Genomic DNA, 22710 nt, shown 5'->3' on the forward strand with positions numbered 1-22710 from the left:
AAATAATTATTTTCTATTTATGCTCTGATAACACATTTAAAATTTTTAAGTGAATACTCTCACATTCATCGATTTTTTCTAGTCTGCCTAAACTCTTTTCTCTAATTTGTTCTTGAATAATCATCCATTTTAATAAATTAATGCGCATGAGTAATGTATAGTTTAATTTGAATCCAAAATGTAAATTGATTTGGTTTTTGATCTCATCTAAAATTTTGTTCATCTTACTATTGCCTTCTAAATTCTCTTTAAATTTTAAAACAGGATCTTTAGATGACATTCCCATTAGATTACATAAAAACCACATGAAATCTTCAAATGGATTCCCTTTTTCAGAAAATGTTTCCCAATCAATCACATTTATTTTTTTAGTTTTAGTATCATACAAAACATTTGGAAACCAAAAATCTCCATGAACTGGAGTCATGCGAATTTGATAATTTTCTATATATTGAACGTACTCTTTTAACCAATCAAAATACTCATTAACATTTGTATATTGAAAATACTCCAATCCATTTTTAATAAACATGATTTCGGCCTGTATGTTGTCTTTATTCATTTTCTCTAACTTGTTCTTTTTTTGAAATTCAATTAACCAATTCAATGTTGCAAATATTTCATTTTTATTGTTTGGATTAACTGGTCTGCCATTTAACCAATTAACTATCCACATTCTTTCTTCTGGTTCTTTTATATTCGGATAATTCCTTTCAAAAAACTTAATGTCACTGGGAATTTCGTAACCAAATCTTCTAATGTAGACAGATTTTTCAATTATTCCATTTACATTAAGTAACATAAATAAAATTTTTTCATGTCTGCTCATTCTTAAAATATTTTTATAACCTGTTTCTTTTTTTATCCAATTTTCCAAAGATCCTGAATTATCCCCTTTCCGGCAACAAAATACAAATGATGGTGCAAAAATCTGTATGCCCTTTTTCATTAAATAGTAATTCATATTTTTAAGAAGATATAGCATCATTTCCATTTTTTTAGTTCCTTTTTTACCCCCACGCAAAGTTGAAATGAATATACTGATATTTCTGAAAAAAGCTTTAAGAGATATTTTATCAAAAATTTCTCCAGAATAATATGGTGTGTTATACGTTGGTAATGCCCAATATGATTTTACACTCATACCAGAATTTTGAAGAATCATTAGATATTCAGAAAATTTTCTACTAGAATTTACTCTTAAATTATTTCCCGACTCTTTCCATTTAATTTTTAAACCTCTGTCATTATCCACTCCAAAAATTATACATCCTTTTTCGTTTACCACCCTTTTTAATTCTGTAATTATTTGTTTTTGTGAATCGGGTTTATCTGAGGTTATGGCATTATTTGAAATATTATCTAAAATATCATTACATAATATCAAATCAAAATATCCATCTGGAAATGGCAGTTTTAATAAATCACATTTTGCAATAGATATGTTACTGCATTTTCCTTCATCAAATCTTTTCTTTTGAAATTCTATACTGTAATCATCAAATTCAATTGTGTAAACTTGTTTGAAAATATTAGATAGAATCTCTGCTTTATTTCCAAATTCATTTTTAATATTCAAACATCGTAAACAATTTTTTCCTATTCCATGAAAAATAACATCTATGCTCTTATCATATTCTAAATTAGAAAAATAGGATTTAAATTTATTATTGGCTACAAGAAATTTTCTAATTCCTTCTTTGTAACCATTTTGTTCAACGTCTAAAAGAAGTTCTTTCATAATCATTTCATTCTTTACATTATACCGTGAATCATAATTTTTAAAATCTACACAGTTATTTTCTTGTACATAATCATTATGACAGTTATTACAATATAATTTATTTTCAACTTTAAGTAATTCATCCTTGCATTCAGGACAATTATATTGAAAGTTCATTTATTTGATTTTCAAACCCAGTAAATTAAACATTATTTTACATTTTTTATCATTCTTATTTTGATTTTAATCTTTTTTAGTAAAAATCTTATTCCATAAGTTTTTGTTAAAAAAATTGATACTTTTACTAATCGTATTATCTCACCATGTCTAATTTTGTATAAAATCCTACGATCTATTGTTGTTTTATGGTATCGCATTTTTGACATGTATTTATCTAAAAGTTTTTTTGACAGTGTAAAATCATTTAAAATTTCTTCAATATTTTCATTAAAATTAATCTTTTTTGCAAGTTCATATAATATTTTTTTATATTCTTCTCGAATTTGTTTTTGAACAATTCCATGATAGAGTAACGTATAAAAATAATCTTCATTACATGGAACATAAAATCCACTCGGATGCATTATACGTCGTTTAAGAATATCTTTTGCCCATTTTTCATCATAATGGTGACCTTCTTGATATCTAAAATCTAATAATATTTTCTTATCACCGATCATTATTGAAGCTTTTCCAATAGCTGATTTTTCTTCATTAATTAAATCTGATATCATTTTTACATTGTCTGTAAGAATATCAATATCATGATGCACAAATTTATCTGGTAATTCTTCAAAATTTCTTAAAATAACATAATTGGAAATTACATTTAATGAATCAAGAAATTGTTTCATATCAGTCCATCCATTATGACCAATTAACTCTGATTCTATTTTTTTTATTGAACCATTCCATTTTTCTGGAAGATCTTTTTCTAAATCTTCACTTTTTTTACCAATTAATAACATTAGATCGTGATTAGTTTCTTTATATGAATTTGAAGCATGTAAAGCATAATCAACTCCAATCCATTCCCTGTATTTCATTTTGCTGTTGTAAATATTCGAATTTACTTCTACTTGATTTACATCATCAAGTCTCTTAGTTTCTATCTTTGGATTAGGATCAGAAACTATAACTAGTAAAAACGGACCTTTTCCACATAATTCTGCTTTTTGAGATGCATTAGGTAACGAAGAACCATAAAATCTCTTTAGATTATTCTCAAATTCTTCAGGACTCCATTTAATTTCATATGTTTCTCTAATAATAAATTTTTTTCCTATATCGTCAAAAATTTGGTTCTTTTTTCAAATGATTTTTCCCATATGATAAATAAGTATAATTCTGAACCCATATTATCTATAACTCTTTTCTAAATTATAATAAATGAATGTTGATAAAACAATATGAATACCATCTAAACTACGTTAAATATGTCTGATATACGTGTAACATACTCAGGCTTTCTCTTCTTCATTACAGGAATTGTTACTATTTTTACAAGTTTGATATTTATGTTAATAGTAACTCGAAGTTTAACTCCCCAAGAATTTGGAACTTGGAATCTGATTAACGGGCTAATCTTGTATATAGCTCTCATTCAACCTGTGACGTCGTATTGGATTACCAGAGAAGTTGCAAGAGGAGAAAAATCTGGAAAAACCGCTATTCTTTCTAGTAGTTTTTTCTCTTCAATTGGGATTATAATTTTTCTAATTTCTGCATTTTTGTTAGCCAACAAACTGATGTTGATCGTCAAATCTTATTTTTTGCTGCACTATTAATTCCAATATCGTTTTTAAACAATGTTCTTTCATCGATAAATTTAGGGTTTAAACCGCATGTTATTAGTCTAGGACAGCTTTTTTTGGAAATGTCAAAAATCATAATGGCAATAATTTTGTTTATTTTCTACATCTTGGTGTACCAGGAGTAATACTGACTATTACATTAGCTACTATTCCAAGTACAATACTACTTGCATATTTTGCTAGAGAAAAATTAACAATGCAATAAAACAAGAATTTTTCAAAAAATGGATTAATCTATCTTGGGTATCTCTTTACCCCGGGGTTAACGTTTTATTAAGATCTCTTGATATCGTCATTTTTTCAGTGATAACTGGAAGCGTCACCGGACTTGCCTATTTTGGAGCTGCTTGGAGTGTTTCAACGTTAGTAATACACTCCGGTTCAATTTCATCTGCTATATATCCAAAATTACTGGGTGGAGGAAAATCAGATTATTTACAAGATAATATTACCAAAATACTATATTTTGCAATTCTGTTGGCTGCCTTATCAATTACATTTGCAAAACCTGGATTGTTTGCATTGAATCCAATTTATGCTACAGCTGCCTTGTTAGTATTGATTTTAACAATGAGATTTATTTTAGATACTATTAATAGAGTCTTTGAAAGTTTTGTTACTGGAATAGAAAAAGTTGATCTAAATTCCGAATCAACATTAACAAATTATGCAAAAAGTAAGTTATTTGTAATTCCAACCTTTCGACTGGTTCAGAATGGAATTTATTTGATACTTCTAGTTGTGGGATTTGTTCTTTTGATTCCTAATCATTCAGAGTTTGATTTATTGATTTATTGGGCTCTGTTAGGATTCTTCGGAGTGATACCTACAACAGTGTATCTTTCAATCTTAATGTCTCGTAGCTTTAAAATCAAAATAGATCTTAAAAGCATGAGTAAATACTTGATAGTATGCATAACCATATTTGGACCTCTATTTCTTTTAACTGAAACATATCTGAAATATAATGAAAAATTAATTGAATTTATGCCGGAACTTTATTATTTGTTGGATTTGGAATCGGAGGATATCTTTTGCTAACATATGCTGTAGATTTCAAAACTAGAAAATTATTTCAAGCCGTAATTGGTGAGATAAAAAACAAGATCAAATAATGCACTTTGAATTTTCGTTTAATGTTATCTGATAATTTTTATCAATTTATATTTTTTTGATGCGTTCAAATAATCTTAAATTTTTACATAAAAAGATTAGCGTTATATTTTCAATCTTAATTTTCTTAAAATGTCAAAACATAATGAAAAAACACCTTCACAATTAATTTTTAAAAAAAATGGTAAATTTCTCATACAAATACTTTTGTCTAAATTTTTCTTACACCACAATGTAAACGGTAAAAAAGGAAAAATTAATCCCAAATTTTATGATGCATTTTTTTCAATACTTGAATCATTCCAGATCTTGACATTCCTCCATCATATACCTCCATCAAAATCTCATCAATAACAAAAATTTCTCCATATTTTAATAGATTAAATGTAATTGCTGCATCATTTCCAATAAATGATTCTTTTACAAAACTTTTTTTTATTTGTTCAGTCCTGTATAATCCATACAAAACTTGATTGTGACGAATATTTTTGATATATTGTTTTATGCGTTCCATATAATTTCCTGAAATTCTAAATGTACTTTGATATCCTATTTTTTGATAAATTTTTTTATGTATTTTAGAAAAAAATGATTTTTCTGAACTTTCAGATTTTATATATTCTGTCATAGGACCATAAAGCTTTATTTTACTAATAGAACATACAAAATGTTCATTTTTTTCTAGAATTTGTAGATTTTTTTCTAAAAATTCTGGATATAATATATCATCAACAGACGTCCATACAAAATATTTACAATTAGCTTTTTTTAATACATAATAATAATTTAAAATTGGTTCAATTGTTTTTTCTTGTCTAAAATATTTTATTCTATTATCTTTGGCTACAAATTCTTCACAAATTTTTGATGTTGAATCTGTAGATGCATTATCTGAAATTATGATCTCAAAATCTTTGAAAGTCTGCATCACTAATGACTCCAATTTCTTACGAATGAATTTCTCTCCATTATATACTGGTAAACCAATGCTGACTTTTGGATGATGATCTGAAGTTTGTATCTCATTTGGCTTCATATGTAACGTAATTCATAACTAAATTATCTGTTTAATAATATGTTTTAAATCATTTATACCGTTTAGTAATACATGAGAATAACATTTGTAGGAACTGGCTCAATTATTCCCAATCCAAAAGCAATACATCTGAGATCTTATTCTTCTATATTGATAGAAATTGGTAGCGAAAAAATGCTTTTTGATATAGGACCAGGCACTCTTCACAAACTACATACTTTGAAAATTAATACACAAATTTATCCAGATTATCTTTTTCTAACCCATTATCATATTGATCATACACTTGATTACATCCCACTTGTAAAGAGTAGACATTTCAACCAAAAAACATGTGATGTCGGAATAGGTAAACCTCTTATGGTATTTGGTCCCATAGGTTTGAAAAGATGGAACAAAGATATTTTTCAAAATATTAGTAAATGGAATTATATGAGTAAGGAATTAGATTATAGAAAAGTCACAAATTGTTTTGAAGTGTCAAATGGAAATGTTCTAACTAAAAAAAACTGGAAAATCACATGTTGTCCAGTTGATCATGATGATGGAATTGCATTTCGTTTGGATTCAAATGGAAAATCTTTTGTTTATACAGGTGATATGGGTTATGATGAAAGAATATGTAAATTAGGAAAAAACGCAGACGTTGTTGCCATTGAATGTTCTTTTCCAGACAAAAAATCATTGAAGGGAAAACACCTTGAGCCTGAATTAGTAGCCAATATAGCAAAAATTGGGAATTTTAAATCAATTATTCTAACACATCTATATCCCATTGTTTATGGAAAAGAAAAATCAATAATTAAAACTATTCAAAAACTAACTGATTGTAAAGTTTCTATAGCTCATGATTTTAAAACTATTACACTTTAATTGTTTTTAAAAAAACTAGCCACTCCATCGATTACTCTCTTGATATAATCTGATTTCATGTTTGTATGTAGTGGTAATGTTAAAACTTCTTTTACTACTTTATCTGTTACAGTCATATCTCCATATTTGTCATTTGTAAAATATTTGTGCTTGTGAACCGGTATAAAATGAATTCCTACATCTATACCTAATTCATCGAGATGTTTTATTAGATACTCTCTTTTATCATCTAAAATTCTAAGACTGTAAATAAATGGAGATATCTCTCTGAAATCTGTTTGAGGCACTTTCAATCCTTCTATGTTTTTGAAAGCGTTGTTATACTCTTGGCATGTTTTTTGCCTGCTTTTTATAAATTCATTTACTCTTTTAATTTGTGATATTCCTACACTTGCCATGATGTTTGTTAGGTGATACCTATAGCCTTCACTTATTACGTCATAATCCCACGATCGTTTATTTTTGTAGCGCTCTGTAGTATCTTTGTCTACACCAAGTAAACGTAAATTTTGTAAATAATGAAATTCATCTTCATCATTTACAATTACACATCCTCCATCAATACTAGTGATTATCTTGACAGGATCAAAACTAAAACAAGTGATATCACCGTAACTTCCTATTTTTTTATTGTCTATTGTTGTACCAAATGCATGCATGGCGTCTTCTATTATACGTAAATCATACTTTTGAGCAATTTCAAATACTCCTTTTTGATCACACGGAATACCTGCAAAATGTAAAGGTATGATCGCCTTAGTTTTGTCTGTAATTAATTTTTCAACTTGGGAACAATCAATTCCAAGATTATCCTCTTGTATGTCACACATTACTACATTCGCACCTGTCATTTTTATCGCTTGATGATCAGCTACATAGTTAAACGATGGTGTGATTACTTCATCACCTGATCCTATTTTTGCTGCGCGTAATGCTATATGTAAAGACGATGTACCAGTATTAGTGGCAACTACAAATCTATCTTTTAAATCAAGAAAATCTGAAATTCTATCCTCAAATTCCTTTGTGTAGGAACCCATGCCTAACCAACCTACATCCAAAGCATCTTCAAGGTGTTTTTTGGTATCATTACCCATGCATGGTACAAATACTGGTATTCTTTCCATATGCTTACTCGTATTTCTTTTTCTATAAATCTATTCTAATTATTTTCCATGGCAATAGTATTACACCGCTAATCTGCAACCTTTTTCCATCTTCTAATTTCAAAGTATGTGCTCCTAATTGATTAATTGGTGGTTTTGGCAAATCTTTATTGATTTCAAAATCATACACTTCTATATTTTTAGCTCCTAATTCATAAACAAATTTACGAAATTGAGGGAGACTATACACATTGTAATAATCATTAAAATGCTCTTTTCCAGTTTCTTTCTTAAATTCTCTTACTTGTGTTATAAAATCAATGTCACCATCATAAAACAATGAGCTAATGAAAATATGGTGTTTGGTTACTGCAAACAAATCTTTCAGCATCTGTTCATAATAAGGTAACCATGAAATGGTTCTCCAGCTAATTGAAATATCAAAAGTTTTGCTATATTTTGTTGTAATATTAGAAATATCATTTACTTCAAAAGTAATATTGGATTTATTCTGGCAGAGTTTTTTTGCTTCCTCTATAAGATAAGTTGTTTGATCAACACCTAAGAATTTTGATTCTGGGCTAATTTCACTTAAAAAATAAGATATGTGACCTATGCCACAACAAGCATCCAAAATTGTAGATTTTTTTGTTTTTATAAAAGGTAAAATTATTCTTTCAAGATCTTTATCTATTTCTCTTTTTTCTGTCACACATTTTTTAAATGATGCAATAATGAAATCTTTGTCTTTATTTCCATCATAGTGTTGTCTTTGTTCGTTTTTCATATTAGAGATCTCTCATTAAAATCGATATGCTTACTATCTTTTTCGGATAATATGGGTGATTTGATAGGCCATGTTATGTTAAACTGCGGATCATTCCATCGTATACCTCTAGCAAATTCTGGCATATACAATTGAGTCATTTGATAAAATACCTCGGTATTATTTTCTAATGTCTGAAAACCATGAGCCACTCCTTCTGGCATGTATATCATTTTATAATTTTCTTCAGATAACTCTACACTGATCCATTTTTTAAAAGTCTTGGAGTTTGTTCTCAAATCTATAATTACATCAAATATGCTACCTCGTGTGCATCTCACCAGTTTTGTTTCACTGTACGGATGAATTTGAAAATGTATTCCTCTTATGGTGCCTTTTTTATTGTTAAAAGAAATACTGCATTGTGAAAGATTCTCATTTAAATTCTGTTTTTTGAATATTTCTCTGTCCCAGGTTCTTGCAAAGAAACCTCTGGTATCAATTTTCTTTTCGATTTCTATTATAATGCATCCTTCAATTTCCATGTTGATAAATTTCATCGATATATTCTCACCTTTGGAATTGGAACTACAAATTTACCACCCCATTTACGTATGTCTTTATTCTGTCTCATGATTTCATTTTTTAAATTCCATGGTAAAATCATAACATAATCAGGCTTTGTCTTAAAAATTTCTTGAGGGGCTCTGATTGGAATATGAGTTCCTGGCAAATACAACCCCTGTTTGTGAGGATTCATATCTACTGTATATCTAATTAATTTTGAATTCACCTTACAATAATTTAATAAAGTATTTCCTTTTGCCGGTGCACCATATCCTACAACAATTTTTTTTGCATTTTTAGCATTTGTAAGAAAATCAACAATTTTTTTTTGAGACAGTTTTGTTTTTTTACTAAAATTTGTATATGTACTCAACTTAATTAATCCAAATAATTTCTCCTTTTTTATTAATCTATTAACTGATTTTTTTCTTTTTATATTCTTATTTTCCTTATGTTTTACATAAATTCTCAAAGATCCTCCATGAGTTGAAATTTCTTCGACGTCAAAAATTTCTAAGTTATGTAATTCAAATAATCTTTTTACGGTAATTAATGAAAAATATGAAAAATGTTCATGGTATATTGTATCAAATTGATTCTTTTTTATTAATTGTAGTAAATGCGGAAATTCAATTGTAATGATACCTTTTGAATCTAGAATAATTTTTAATCCCTCTACAAAATCATTTACCTCTGGAACATGAGCTAAAACATTATTTGCAATAAGCAATCGTGGTATTTTTCCAGATTTCTTTAACTCGGTAGCCAATTTCGTTCCAAAAAATTTGGTAATTGTTGGTATATCTTTTTTTTGTGCTATTTTAGCCACATTAATTGCTGGCTCAATTCCTAAAACAGGTATTTTTGATTTTTTAAAATACTGCAGTAAATAACCATCATTACTAGCTATTTCTATAACTAAACTTTTTGAATCCAGTCTGAATTTTTTCATCATTTTATCTACATAATCTTTGGAGTGTTTTAACCATGTTTTAGAATATGATGAAAAGTATGCATAATCTGAAAAAATGTTTTTTGGTTCTTCAATTTTCTCTAATTGAACAAGAAAACACTGTGAGCATACATAAGCATGTAATGGTAATGTTAGTTCTTTATGAACAATGTTTTTCTTGAGAAATGCATTTGCTAATGGCATATTGCCTAAATTAACAAAAGTCTTTGTTATCTTTGCATTACAAATTCTACATCGTCTAGTTTTCATTTTTGCTATAAATCACTAAACTTTGTAATTTGTTCTTCAGTAAATTTTCTCATATCTGTTTTATCTAAATTTTTTTTATACCACTCAATTGTCCATTTTATTGCTTGTTCTGTATTTAATTTTGTTTGCCATCCAAGTTTTGTTTTGGCTTTGTGACAATCTAATATTAGATATTTTGCTTCATGTAAATCCGTTTTCATAATTTCCCAATTAATTTGTGTCTTCCACATATCATTAAATTTCTCTATTATCCATGACACTGGTTTAATTTCATTTTTATCTGGTCCAAAATTCCATCCTTCTGCATATTTATTTTTATAATTCCACATTTTCTCAGCTAGTAACAGGTAACCATTGAGCGGATCTAAAACATGTTGCCATGGTCTAAGTGAGCTTGAATTTCTTATTTTTATTCTGTCATTGTTAATAATACCTTGTATGATGTCTGGAATTAATCTATTTTCAGCCCAATCTCCACCCCCAATAACATTGCCTGCACGTACGGATGCTAATGTTACATTATTTCCGCTATCTGCAGAATTAAAAAATGAATTTCTAAATGATGAAGTAATTAATTCTGAACAACCTTTACTGCTACTATATGGATCATATCCTCCCATGGGATCATTTTCTGTATATCCTTCAAGTGTTTCCCTGTTTTCGTAACACTTGTCACTTGTTACATTGATTATGACTTTGGATTCTTTATTTTCTTTAATGATGTTTAACAAATTCACAGTACCCATAACATTGGTCGAATAGGTCTCTATGGGGTCTTTGTATGATTTTATTACAAGAGATTGTGCAGCTAAATGAAATATGATTTCTGGCTTATGTTTGATAATTACTTGCTTAAGATATTCATAATCTCTAATATCACCAAAAATTGAGGTTATTCCATCTTCTACATTTCCAATCTCAAATAAACTTGGTTTTGTTGGAATTGATTTTGAAAATCCTATGACTTCTACTCCTAATTTTTTTAACCATATTGTTAACCAACTTCCTTTAAATCCTGTATGACCTGTAACTAGAACTTTTTTGTTTTTCCAAAAATCTATCGTCATTCCCAAATTTTCCATGGGGGATTTCCATCTTTCCAAAGTTTCTCTAAATAATTTTTATCCCATAAAGTATCTACCGGATGCCAAAATCCCTTATGTTTGTATGCTGATAGTTGATTATTTTTCGCAAGTTTTTCTAATGGTTCACGTTCCCAAATTGTTGAATCATCATCCAAATAATCAAAAACTTGTGGTTCTAAAACAAAAAATCCTCCATTAACCCATCCTCCATCTCCATCCGGTTTTTCCTCAAAAGATTTTACTCTATTTTGATCTAGATTCAATCTACCGAACTTTCCAGGAGGTTGTATTGCAGTAATTGTTGCAATAGTTTGTTTTTTCTCATGAAACTGTAATAATTCTGAAATGTTAACATTACTTAGTCCATCTCCATATGTAAAGCAGAAACTACTGTCATCTACATACGACTTAATTCTTTTCAAACGTCCTCCAGTCATTGTTTCAATCCCCGTATCAATCAATGTAACTTTCCATGGTTCGCCAAATTTTTTATGCACGTCCATTTTGTTATTTTTTACATCTATTGTAACATCAGATGTATGAAGAAAATAATTTGCAAAATATTCTTTTATTATATATCCTTTATAACCGCAACAAATCAAAAAATCATTGATGCCGTAAAATGAATAATTTTTCATTATGTGCCATAATATTGGCATGTTTCCAATCTCAATCATAGGTTTAGGTTTACCTTGGGTTTCTTCACTAATTCTAGTTCCATAACCACCAGCTAAAATTACAGCCTTCATTATTCTTCTAAGTGCTTATAAATTCGATATAAGGGCTTCTTTTTCAAACCATTAACTTACAGACAGCTTTTCCGTACCTAATTTTTTTAACGATTGTTTTTTCATTTATTTTTAATATTTTATCTATCTATGAATAATTTTTATTTCTTTACCCTCATATTATTATATGATGAAAATCTACCACGTATAATGATTAAGGTAAACAGTTCAGAATTTAACTATACTTATAATGGACGTGTATTTTTTCCTTATAGTATTGCCACATTAGTATCTCATATACTAACTAATACTAGAATAAAAGAAAATTTCAAGTTTGCTAAAACCTTTATCTCTAGACCAAATGTTGATGAATATATTCAAGAGTGTAAGAATTCTGATATTTTGTTATGTTCTTGTTATGTATGGAATTGGGAAATCACTACATATCTAGCAGAAAATGTAAAAAAAATTAATCCCAACTGTTTGATTGTTTTTGGTGGCCCACAAGCCCCTGATCTTACTGATGGTTTTTTTGAAAAATATCCTTTTGTTGACATTATTGTTCATGGTGAAGGAGAAAAAACTCTTGAAGAAATTCTTGAATCTTATCTTGTCAGTAAAGATTTTTCAAATATTGCTGGATTAGAAACAAAAGATTTCAAAACTGGATTAAGACCGAGAATGGATAATCTGAATATAGTTCCGTCTCCGTATTTGAGTAATTTGATATGGGATCTAACTGAAAAAATTGAGGGGATGAAGTATATGGCAATTTGGGAAACTAATCGCGGATGTCCATATCAGTGCACTTTTTGTGATTGGGGCAGTCTAACCTATACAAAACTACGTAATTATTCCGATGATCGACTAATGAAAGAAATTGAATGGTTTGCAGATAATAAGGTGGAATTTGTACATTGCGCAGATGCAAATTTTGGAATTTTTCAAAAAAGGGATTTAGAAATTGCGAAGAAACTCAAAGAACAAAAAATCTTAAAGGGATATCCCCTTGGATTTAGACTCACATGGGCAAAATTCTCTTCTGAAAAAATAATTCCAATTGCAAAAGAATTACAAGATGTGGATCTACTTACAGCTGTTACTTTAGCAGTTCAATCGTTAGATCCTACAACGCTTGATATTATTAAACGTGAAAACATAAAATTTGATACCTTTTCAGAATTAACTAAAGTTTTTAATCAAAACCAAATTCCAACATATACTGAAATTATTAGAGGTCTTCCAGGAGAAACTCTGGAAAGCTTCAAAAGAGGATTAGAAACTATGTCTAAAACTCAAATTAGCACTACATACATTTACAATTGTGTGCTTATGCCTAATGCACCAATGAATAATCCTGAATATAGAAAATTTTATCAAATAGAAGCTGTACGTTCTCCAATATATCTATCTCATTCTTCAACACATAGCAGAGAAATGCAAGAATATGAAGATTTCGTAGTTAGTACATCTTCATTTTCTGTTAATGATTTTAAAGAAATGCATATTTGGTCATGGTTTATGCAAACTTTTCATACATTTGGTATTTTAGATATGATATTGGAATTTTATATTAAATCACATGAATTGTCTTTCATTCAATTTTATGAATCATTTTATAATTTTTGTAAGCAATCCAATTCCATTTTTGCACGAGAATTTGATGTAATGTTACAACATACTGAAAATGGATGTAAAGGTGGAGGTTGGAGTTACTTTGATTCAAATTTGGGGGAAATTTTTGGGCTATTGAAGAGGGTACGTGGCTACATTTAGTAGAAAATGGAAATGATTTAAAGCGTGATATTCTTCTATTTCTCAATTACTTAGAAAATGAATACTCCTTTCATAGTGATCCAATGCTCTTAGAGGATCTAATTACCTTTCAAATATTTCTCTTAACAACAAGAGATGATAAACGAGAAACTAAAACAATGATTTTTAACCACTCTTGGAAAGACTTTTTCGTATCAGAATCACCATTAAAAAATGAAGAAACTATGTATTTCTTCAAAAATCCAGTTCAAGAATTGGATTATGTTAAATGGGGATTTGAAACAATTTGGTGGGGAAGACCTCAAAAGAAATTCAAATTTAGTCCTGAAAATTTAGAATTATCACAAAATACTGAAATCCAAATATGATTAATTTGGATATATTATGAACAATTAGATATTATACATTATGGATAACTAATTTATTAAAAAAGGTTTTATTAAATCCAGATCGACAATTTGACTATTGACATTATCTAAATCTGAAATTATTTTGGTAGATTCTACAATTTCAATTGATGATGTAAATTATAACCTAAATCATGAAATTATAGCCCTTGATTATCTTTCTCATATTCAATTATCTAATAAAAAAATTGACCATAAAATTTCTGATGATTTTGTGACCATTGAAGAATTACAAAAACTTGAAAGTCAAATACATCATTTTGTAAATTGGCATGCATTACCAGAGTTTTCAACAATTATTCTAGAAGATGGTATCAATCTTGGTGAGTTATTTTATATCGAATTTTATGACATATTGACATCATTTTTAAAAAAATTTCTTGAGATCTCAAGTTTTTTAACAATATATCCAAATAATACTTTTTTAGTATCAGAATATGTCTATGAAATTATTTCTAGATATACGAAAAATGTTAAAGTAATTAAAACTAAAACTAAAAATGAATCAATTTATTCCTATATAGAAATCCCAGTAAAAATCGGTCCAAAAATTTTTACTTTGAAGCTAAATTCAGAACACGCTTCAATGATTCAAACAATACTTGATAAATGTATTAAGATTTTTCTGTTAAATAAAAAAATTAAAACTGATGATAAATCAATTTTACTCGTGAATTTTACTACTTTGAAAAATGAAAATTTTCTTTTAACAAGCTCTAAATTTCACTTAAACTTGATAAAATATGATCGAGGTATTCCATCAATTTGGAATAAGAAGACATTCAACATAATAAAGAATTCAAATTGTATAATGGAAAATGAATCAAATCTTCTGAATAAAGAAACAATGACTAGGATAAAACTAAATCAACAAATTTTTGAAACTAAATTAGATTCTATTCTATCTTACGAAAATGTCTTAGCCAAACATTTCTCAATTAACACGACATCTTTTTGGAATGCATTAAAACCCTTTTTTATTCAGCTCTACAAAAGAGGTTTTTTTGAGGCTGCTAAAGAGATAGAACTTGCTAAACAACTATTTCAGAAATATTATTTTTCTAAAGTTTTAATCCTTAATGAAGCTGAAACAATTGAACAAATAATACTACATTTCGCAAAAAAACAACAAATACCAGTTTTTCAACTACAACATGGTCTTTATTATGATTCTCCACAAATGATTTCTAAAAATACATTTCAAAGACTCATACCAAAAAATTCTGATTTTTTTATTTCATATGGTGATAGTTTTAAAAATTATTTGATACATAACGGAATTAAATCTAATAGAGTTAAAAGTATGGGTAGTATATTTTTTGATAACATCTTTGATAATAAAATTTCGGAATTTTTTTCTTCTGATTACGTTTTATTAGCGGCAGATCCTTATGCATTTAATAGATCTTTAGATTTAACAATTAATCAACAAAATCAATATCATAATACTATTGCAAAAATTTGTCAAGTTATTTCCAACCAAAAAAAACATTTGATTATTAAAACACATCCTCAAAAACATGCAATGGAAGATGTAATAGCTAAGCAAATTGATCCCAAGATCCAAGTATTCCATTCAGGTGATATTCAACCACTAATAAAATCCAGTTCCTTAGTAATTGTTACAGATATGAGTACTGTGATTTTGGAGGCACAAGCTATGAAAAAACCTGTTATTTCTATACCAATAAAAGATCATTTTGGCAAACCTGAAGTTTTTAATTTTTGTCCTCAAATCAAATCTAATGAATTAGAATCATGGATTAAATCATTTTATAAAAACCCTGATGTGAAAAATAATTTAATAGAAAAAGGCAACCAATTTCTAAAACTATACCTTGCAAATCCTGGAAGTGCTTCTTCCACAATCCTTAGCTTTTTAGAGAATGATGTATGAACTAAATACTGGAAATAATCAAGACTTAGTGTGAAGAAAAAAATAATTGTAATTCTTGCTATTATGATCTCAATTTTGATTTTTGGTGCAATTGCATACAAGGCACCCTATATGTTACCTCATGAAGTGCTAGAACCAATAAGGTTCTTAAGAGATTTTCAGCAGGAATTTACTCGTACAGCAGAACGAAATGTCGGCATCCCACTAAAAGCACAAACTGTTGACTCTACTTTTATGATTGAAGAATTTGTTACAGGACTTAGTCAACCTACAACCATGACCTTTATGGGAAATGACATATTGATTCTTGAAAAAAATAAAGGAACCATAAGACTAATAAAAAATGGACAACTCCAAACCGAACCTGTACTTGATTTATCAGTTAGTAATACTAATGAACAAGGATTATTGGGAATTCTCGGTATAGATTCTACAGTATATTTGTACTTTACAGAAGCTAAAAATGATGGTGACATAGCACTTGGTAATCATATTTACAAATACAAGTGGGACGGCTCAAAACTTTTTGATCCTAAACTGGTAACAGAACTTCCTAGTAAGTCATTATGGCATAATGGAGGCATCTTGGTTGCTGATTCTGACAAGAATGTATATGCAGTTATTGGTGATCAAACAAGTACCAATTCTCCCTTGGAAAAATATAGAATCTTACAAAACTATCAATCTGGAGAATTAGATGATACTGGTGTCATCATTAAGGTAGGTTTAGATGAATCAATAACAAAACCAAGAGATACCTCAAATCCAATGGATCATTATTATGCAATGGGAATAAGAAATAGTTTTGGTCTTGCTATTGATCCAATAACTGGTCATATGTGGGATACCGAAAACGGACCAGAATTATATGACGAAGTAAATCTTGTATTGCCTAACTCCAATAGTGGTTGGGTAAAGATACTTGGACCATCTCAAGGAAAATCTACTGATCTAACTTTAACTGACCATTTTGAATACAGTGATCCAGAATTCACCTGGGAGTTAACCGTAGTTCCAACAGCACTGATATTTCCAGTTTCACCTCAATTTGAAAAATACAATAACAGTCTTTTTGTGGCTAACTGTTTAGGTGATATCTATAATTTCAAATTGAATCAGGAACGAACAGCATTTGTTTTTAATGATGAGCATCTATCAGATTTAGTATCTAATAAAATCATTGATAACGAAGATAAAACCATTCTTGAACCAATGACTGAGATAATTTTTGGTTCAAATTTTGGTTGTATTACTGATTTAAAATTTGGACCAGATGGTGCGTTATACATAGTGTCCCTTTCAGATAATATAATCTATAAAATGTATAAAAAATAAGATATGACCCAAATTTTTATTATAATGTTCAAATTAGATCTGATCCAATGAAAGTTCTTGTAGTTGGTTATGGTTCAATTGGAAAAAGACATACAAAAAATATTGTTGATAATTTTGATGCAGATATAATAATCTGTACCAAACAAAAAAATATAAATCTACCAAGAAATGATATTCACATAGTTAAATCGATTGAGGATGGTATTGATCAAAATCCCGATATAGCTTTCATAACTAATGAAACAAGCTTTCACATAAAGTCTGCATTGCAACTTGCAAACAAAGGAATTGATTTGTTTATAGAAAAACCCCTTTCTAATTCTATGAAAGATGTAACAACACTTGAAAAAATCATCAACAAAAAAAAACTGATCACTATGATCGGTTGCAACCTCCGATTTTACCCACCAATAAAAAAATTAAAGAACTAGTTGAACAACAAAAAATTGGCAAAATCCTTGCCGTTCAAGTTGATAGTAGCTCATACCTTCCAGATTGGCATCCGCATGAAGATTATCGGAAAGGATATGCTGCACGTAAAGAACTAGGTGGTGGTATAGTACTTACTGCGATACATGAATTAGATTATTTACACTGGATTTTTGGAGATGTGCATGAAGTATTTTCGGTCTCTGAAAAATTAAGTGATTTAAAACTCTCTGTAGAAGATTATTCTGCTGTAATTATGAAGTTTGAAAATAATGTTGTTGCCGAAGTTCATCTTGACTTTTTCCAGCGACCTTACTTTAAGAGTTTTAAAATTAAAGGTACTACAGGAATAATCACATGGAATACTGATGCTAATCTGGTTAAAGTGTTTAATGCAAAGACAAAAAAATGGAAAACTGTTATGGATTCTACACATACTCTTCTTACCTCCACAGCCCAAAATAACAAAATGTATGTAGATGAACTAACACATTTTTTTCAATGTGTACATAAAAGAACAAAAACCATAAATGATCTAGAAGGAGGAATTCGCTCTATGAAAACTGCATTAGCATTAAAGAAATCTTCCAAATTAAAAAGAACAATTTCTGTTTGATTAGATTTATTTTATTTAGATTTTCAATAACTTGTTTTGTATTATCATCTGGGCAATTTTAAATTCAAGTTCCGTGTCGATCATTAATCCTGTTTCAATTGGGATTTCAAATGGTACAGATCTAGACAGATTCATCTTACCTGTTTTTAGAAATTTTTTTACATTGAAAACATGTAACCCGTTCATCTGATAAACTATGGGTGCTTTTTGACGCGAAGTGGGTCTTTCTTTATTTCTTTTTACCAATTTTAAAAAACCTTTTGATGTTTTCTCTACCATGTTGTAATATGGATTGAGATGTTGATTGTAAACTCCTATGACAGTGGTACAGTTTTTTCTGTGTATTAGTTTGATGGAATTTATAATGTCCTCATTTCTGATAAAAGGAACAGTACAATCCCTCCAAACAAAAGTATCAAATTGATAGCCTAATGATAATAGTTTTTTTACATCATGAAAAAGTACATCTTGAATTGGAATTGTATCTCCTGCTAGTTTTCGTGGTCTCAAAAATGGAATCTCTGCACCATACCTTTTAGATATTTTTGCAATTTGTTCATCTTCTGTAGATACGAAAACATGACTGTAAATCTTTGATTTTAAAGATGATTCTATTGTGTATGCAATAAGTGGCTTTCTAGCCATCAGTCGAATATTTTTTTTTGGAATTCCTTTAGAACCTCCACGTGCAGGTATGATGCATATAGGCTTCACGCAGTAACATTCCTATCTAATATAATATCTCTTTTGTTTGGCAAAACCGTAATTTAAGAAAACTAATTAATGAATTACTAAAATAATCTTCATTGAATGTTAAGTGTCTTTTTGATCTGAATGGGAGAGTTGTACTATTAACTGGTGCAGGTGGATTGTTAGGAGAACAATATGCAGATGGTCTTAGTCAAGCAGGAGCACACGTTATACTTGCTGATATTAATTACTCTAAAGTAAAATTGATTGAAAAAACACTAAAATTAAAATACAATACTAAACCTTTTGCAGTTAAATTCGACATTACGGACAAAAAATCAATCAAAAAAATGATTGATTTAATTCTAAGAAAATATTCAAAAATAGATGTTTTAATAAATAATGCAGTAGATCAGGGTAATGCAAAACTACGTACAACAGATTTTATCGACTTGCCACAATCAAGCTGGGACAACGCAATCAAGATTAATCTTACGGGCATGTTTCTATGCTGCCAGGAAGTCGGTAAAGTTATGTTAAAACAAAAAAAAGGCGTGATAATTAATATTTCATCAACATATGGTTTGGTTGCACCAGATCAACGAATATATGGAAAAAGTGGCCAAAATTCTGCAATATTTTACGCTGCTACTAAGAGTGCAGTTCTAAACTTCACTCGTTATCTTGCATCATATTGGCATAACAAAGGCATTAGAGTTAACACTCTAACTCCAGGTGGAGTGGAAAAGGGACAAGATCCAGAATTCATAAAAAAATATTCCAAAAAAACAATGTTGGGTAGAATGGCAAAAAAGAATGAATACGTGGGCGCAATCATATTTCTTGCTTCTGATGCATCATCATATATGACTGGCTCTAACCTCATTATCGACGGTGGGTGGACTGCATGGTAAAGGAGTTCATCAGAATAGGTGATAAAAAAATTGGTGATGATTATCCTTGTTTCACAATAGCAGAAGCAGGAGCAAATCATGATGGCAGCCTAGAAAAAGCATTCAAACTAATTGATGCAGCAGTATCTGCCAACTCTGATAGTATAAAGTTTCAAACATACAAAGCTTCAGAACTCACTACAAAAACTGCACCTAAATACTGGAACGATGGTATCATAAACGAAACCCAATTCGATGTTTTTTCCAAACTGGATATCTTAAACAATGATGATTGGAAGCAAATTTTTGAGCATGCCAATAAAAAAAATATTATGTGCTTTTCTACTCCTTTTGATGAAAAAAGTGTAGATTTGTTATATTCGCTTGGTGCACCTGCTATGAAAATTGCCTCAGCTGATATCACTCATTTACCACTGATAAAACATGCAGCAAAAAAACAGCTACCTGTCTTTATCTCTACTGGAATGGCATCGTTTGATGAAATTGATGATGCAATTAACACAATCAATGACTCTGGAAATCACAATATTGTGATTATGCATTGTATTACTTCTTATCCAACAGAACCGCAAGACGCTAATTTAGAAATGATTAGAACATTAAAACAAAAATACTCTGATTCCATCATCGGTTATTCAGATCACACAATTGGAATTATTGCATCTATATGCTCCACATTTTATGGTGCCAGAGTTATAGAAAAACACTTTACCTATGACAAATTGCTTTCAACAAGTAGAGATCACAGATTATCATTGGATACTAACGAATTTTCTAAATTGGTTGAAGGTCTTAGAATTGCAGAAATCTCAAAAGGAGCACATCTTAGAAAATCATTTGACTCAGAAAAAGAAGCAGTAAAATTCGCTCGTAGAAGCATAGTTTCTACTAGAAAAATTCCAAAAGGTTCCATTATCACTAAAGATATGTTAGCAATAAAAAGACCTGGAACTGGGATATATCCAAAATACATTGACAAAGTTATAGGCTCTGAAACAATAGTTGACATTGAACAAGATATTCCACTACAATTCACTAATATCAAAATTAAAGAATGACTAAAGATAATCTGGCTTTAATTTTAGCAAGAGAAGGCACTGACACAATATCAAGACAGAATTTACGTTTGGTAAATGGTAAACCGCTTATCAAGTATGTGATAGACCAAGTTTTGGCTGAAAAGTCTTGCGATGTATATGTCTCAACAGATTCTAATGAAATTAAAGAACTATCAAAAATATATGGAATAAAAATAATTGACCGACCAAAATCACTTGCTATGGATCATGCTACGATTGAAGAAATAACTCTTCATGCAATATCTTATCTTCGTGATAATGGAATTGTTTACAAAAAATGTCTAGTTCTTAACCCCATGTTGCCTCTGATTAAAAAACAAACAATAAAATCTTTTTTTTCACATCTTAATTCTAAAGTAAACACTATTTTTGGCTATACTGTAGTTGAAGAAAAACATGCACATGTCACTAAACAAATAAATAAAATTTCTACTTTAGAAGAAATAAACACTGATATAGTTAACATTAAAAAAATAGTATCATTTAACTGTCAAAGTTTTTTTGTAGCAAAAGGATTTGAAAAACCATATTATGGTTTGCAATTGCTACCTAATGAAGTATTCTCTGTAAATAGCTATCATGATTTTGCAAAACTAGAAAAATTAATTACACGACGTAAAATACTTGTCAGAGTCAATGGCTCTAGTTCTATTGGTCTTGGACATGTATACAATATGCTTACAATTCTTAATCATTTTCGTGATGACGAAATTTTTATTGTTATGCATAACAAAAAAAAATTAGGCTTTGAAAAATTTAAGGAAAATCTCTATAAAATTAAATTTGTCAAAAATAATTCTGAATTTCTGAAAATTATGTCCATTTTTAATCCTGACATAGTAATTAATGATATTCTTGATACATCTGAATCTTATATCAAACGTCTCAAACAAGACGGAATATTTGTAGTAAATTTTGAAGATCTTGGATATGGGAGAAAATATGCTGACTTGGTTTTTAATCCGATTTATTTATCAAAAAAGAAAAGTAAGAACGAATTCTATGGAAGTAAATATGCCTGTGTTCGAGATGAGTTCTATTTGTGGAAAAAACCACAAACCAATAAATCTGTTAAAAAAATCCTAATTACCTTTGGCGGTTCAGATTCTAATAATTTAACAAAACAAGTTCTTGAAATAATAAAAAAATCAAAACTTAATCAAATTCACTTCAAAGTGATACTTGGCTTAGGATATTCTAGAAAAAATGATATTCAACTCATGGGCAATTACATGCGAAAACATGGATTTTCAATAGAAATTATTGAAAAATCTAATCTGATGGCCAAATATATCTCTGAATCTGATATCGTAATTACTTCAAATGGTAGAACTGTTTTTGAGATAGCATCACTAAATGTTCCGATGATTATAATTTCTACAAATAAAAGAGAGGAAAAACATCCTTTTCTTAGATATTCCTGCGGTGGAATATTTTTAGGAATACATACGAAAATTAATTCTGAAAATTATTGTGTGCATTAAATGAAATGATGCCTCTTAAAAAAAGAGCTGAATATTCTACAAATCTGAAA

Annotated in this window: 23 protein-coding genes; 11 read left to right on the top strand and 12 right to left on the bottom strand. The window is 29.1% G+C overall.

From position 1 onward, the window contains the following. Positions 1-13 precede the first annotated feature (13 nt). The 4 genes from DSQ20_RS00820 to DSQ20_RS00835 form a co-directional block, all read right to left on the bottom strand. Entirely contained in the window at positions 14-1900 is a 1887-nt protein-coding gene (locus DSQ20_RS00820; RefSeq protein WP_179365681.1) for a class I SAM-dependent methyltransferase, read from the bottom strand. 32 nt (positions 1901-1932) lie between these two features. Beyond that, positions 1933-2769, bottom strand: coding sequence for a hypothetical protein (locus DSQ20_RS00825; RefSeq protein ID WP_179365682.1), 837 nt, complete (start codon positions 2767-2769; stop codon positions 1933-1935). Between the two features lie 374 nt (positions 2770-3143). Next, positions 3144-3326: a hypothetical protein gene (locus DSQ20_RS00830; RefSeq protein ID WP_179365683.1), complete on the bottom strand. Its 183-nt coding sequence runs from the start codon at positions 3324-3326 to the stop codon at positions 3144-3146. After that, positions 3327-3467, bottom strand: a complete 141-nt coding sequence (locus tag DSQ20_RS00835; RefSeq protein WP_179365684.1) for a hypothetical protein — start codon at positions 3465-3467, stop codon at positions 3327-3329. It lies immediately after the preceding gene. A gap of 373 nt (positions 3468-3840) precedes the next feature. Between DSQ20_RS00835 and DSQ20_RS00840 the strand changes: the two genes are divergently transcribed. After that, positions 3841-4578: a hypothetical protein gene (locus DSQ20_RS00840; protein ID WP_179365685.1), complete on the top strand. Its 738-nt coding sequence runs from the start codon at positions 3841-3843 to the stop codon at positions 4576-4578. 328 nt (positions 4579-4906) lie between these two features. Here DSQ20_RS00840 and DSQ20_RS00845 read toward each other — a convergent pair whose 3' ends face one another. Continuing rightward, positions 4907-5686 carry a glycosyltransferase family A protein gene (locus tag DSQ20_RS00845; protein WP_179365686.1) on the bottom strand — a complete coding sequence of 260 codons (780 nt, stop codon included), beginning with the start codon at positions 5684-5686 and terminating at the stop codon, positions 4907-4909. A gap of 72 nt (positions 5687-5758) precedes the next feature. Between DSQ20_RS00845 and DSQ20_RS00850 the strand changes: the two genes are divergently transcribed. Then, a complete protein-coding gene (locus tag DSQ20_RS00850) occupies positions 5759-6559 on the top strand; it encodes an MBL fold metallo-hydrolase (protein ID WP_179365687.1) in 801 nt (266 codons plus the stop codon). Here the strand turns inward: DSQ20_RS00850 and DSQ20_RS00855 are convergent. The 6 genes from DSQ20_RS00855 to rfbF are packed head-to-tail and all read right to left on the bottom strand — an operon-like array spanning position 6556 to position 12054. Continuing rightward, positions 6556-7686 (bottom strand): DegT/DnrJ/EryC1/StrS aminotransferase family protein, encoded by a 1131-nt coding sequence (locus DSQ20_RS00855; RefSeq protein WP_179365688.1) that lies wholly within the window; start codon positions 7684-7686, stop codon positions 6556-6558. The two genes, DSQ20_RS00850 and DSQ20_RS00855, sit on opposite strands and share 4 nt — an antisense overlap. A gap of 22 nt (positions 7687-7708) precedes the next feature. Next, on the bottom strand, positions 7709-8452 hold the full coding sequence (locus DSQ20_RS00860; RefSeq protein WP_179365689.1) for a class I SAM-dependent methyltransferase: 744 nt from the start codon (positions 8450-8452) through the stop codon (positions 7709-7711). Beyond that, positions 8449-8991, bottom strand: coding sequence for a dTDP-4-dehydrorhamnose 3,5-epimerase (gene rfbC, locus DSQ20_RS00865; protein WP_179365690.1), 543 nt, complete (start codon positions 8989-8991; stop codon positions 8449-8451). Before rfbC ends, DSQ20_RS00860 begins: the two co-directional genes overlap by 4 nt. Further along, on the bottom strand, positions 8988-10220 hold the full coding sequence (locus DSQ20_RS00870) for a class I SAM-dependent methyltransferase (protein ID WP_179365691.1): 1233 nt from the start codon (positions 10218-10220) through the stop codon (positions 8988-8990). The genes rfbC and DSQ20_RS00870 overlap by 4 nt, the downstream gene beginning before the upstream one ends. Before the next feature lie 5 nt (positions 10221-10225). Continuing rightward, positions 10226-11302 carry a CDP-glucose 4,6-dehydratase gene (rfbG, locus tag DSQ20_RS00875; protein ID WP_255458281.1) on the bottom strand — a complete coding sequence of 359 codons (1077 nt, stop codon included), beginning with the start codon at positions 11300-11302 and terminating at the stop codon, positions 10226-10228. Continuing rightward, positions 11284-12054 carry a glucose-1-phosphate cytidylyltransferase gene (gene rfbF, locus DSQ20_RS00880; RefSeq protein ID WP_179365692.1) on the bottom strand — a complete coding sequence of 257 codons (771 nt, stop codon included), beginning with the start codon at positions 12052-12054 and terminating at the stop codon, positions 11284-11286. The genes rfbG and rfbF overlap by 19 nt, the downstream gene beginning before the upstream one ends. 189 nt (positions 12055-12243) lie before the next feature. On the opposite strand from rfbF, the gene DSQ20_RS00885 reads away from it, so the two are divergent. The 6 genes from DSQ20_RS00885 (at position 12244) to DSQ20_RS00905 (ending at position 18493) form a co-directional block, all read left to right on the top strand. Further along, entirely contained in the window at positions 12244-13809 is a 1566-nt protein-coding gene (locus tag DSQ20_RS00885) for a B12-binding domain-containing radical SAM protein (RefSeq protein ID WP_179365693.1), read from the top strand. Between the two features lie 83 nt (positions 13810-13892). Next, positions 13893-14177: a hypothetical protein gene (locus DSQ20_RS00890; RefSeq protein WP_179365694.1), complete on the top strand. Its 285-nt coding sequence runs from the start codon at positions 13893-13895 to the stop codon at positions 14175-14177. Between the two features lie 97 nt (positions 14178-14274). After that, on the top strand, positions 14275-16113 hold the full coding sequence (locus DSQ20_RS00895; RefSeq protein ID WP_179365695.1) for a UDP-N-acetylglucosamine 2-epimerase: 1839 nt from the start codon (positions 14275-14277) through the stop codon (positions 16111-16113). A 30-nt stretch (positions 16114-16143) separates the two neighbouring features. After that, a complete protein-coding gene (locus DSQ20_RS00900; RefSeq protein ID WP_179365696.1) occupies positions 16144-17448 on the top strand; it encodes a sorbosone dehydrogenase family protein in 1305 nt (434 codons plus the stop codon). A gap of 47 nt (positions 17449-17495) precedes the next feature. Next, a complete protein-coding gene (locus DSQ20_RS10415; protein WP_218841290.1) occupies positions 17496-17879 on the top strand; it encodes a Gfo/Idh/MocA family protein in 384 nt (127 codons plus the stop codon). Then, a complete protein-coding gene (locus tag DSQ20_RS00905) occupies positions 17834-18493 on the top strand; it encodes a Gfo/Idh/MocA family protein (protein WP_218841291.1) in 660 nt (219 codons plus the stop codon). Before DSQ20_RS10415 ends, DSQ20_RS00905 begins: the two co-directional genes overlap by 46 nt. 15 nt (positions 18494-18508) lie before the next feature. Here the strand turns inward: DSQ20_RS00905 and DSQ20_RS00910 are convergent, their stop codons facing one another. Beyond that, a complete protein-coding gene (locus tag DSQ20_RS00910) occupies positions 18509-19207 on the bottom strand; it encodes a cytidylyltransferase domain-containing protein (RefSeq protein WP_179365697.1) in 699 nt (232 codons plus the stop codon). A 92-nt stretch (positions 19208-19299) separates the two neighbouring features. Between DSQ20_RS00910 and DSQ20_RS00915 the strand changes: the two genes are divergently transcribed. The 3 genes from DSQ20_RS00915 to DSQ20_RS00925 are packed head-to-tail and all read left to right on the top strand — an operon-like array spanning position 19300 to position 22660. Then, positions 19300-20097, top strand: coding sequence for an SDR family oxidoreductase (locus tag DSQ20_RS00915; RefSeq protein ID WP_179365698.1), 798 nt, complete (start codon positions 19300-19302; stop codon positions 20095-20097). Further along, positions 20091-21155 (top strand): N-acetylneuraminate synthase family protein, encoded by a 1065-nt coding sequence (locus DSQ20_RS00920; protein ID WP_179365699.1) that lies wholly within the window; start codon positions 20091-20093, stop codon positions 21153-21155. Before DSQ20_RS00915 ends, DSQ20_RS00920 begins: the two co-directional genes overlap by 7 nt. Further along, complete coding sequence (locus tag DSQ20_RS00925) at positions 21152-22660, top strand: cytidylyltransferase domain-containing protein (protein WP_179365700.1); 1509 nt, start codon at positions 21152-21154, stop codon at positions 22658-22660. The genes DSQ20_RS00920 and DSQ20_RS00925 overlap by 4 nt, the downstream gene beginning before the upstream one ends. The last annotated feature ends 50 nt before the right edge of the window (positions 22661-22710 follow it).

Origin of the sequence: Nitrosarchaeum sp. AC2 (assembly GCF_013407385.1) — an archaeon.
Taxonomy (GTDB): domain Archaea; phylum Thermoproteota; class Nitrososphaeria; order Nitrososphaerales; family Nitrosopumilaceae; genus Nitrosarchaeum; species Nitrosarchaeum koreense.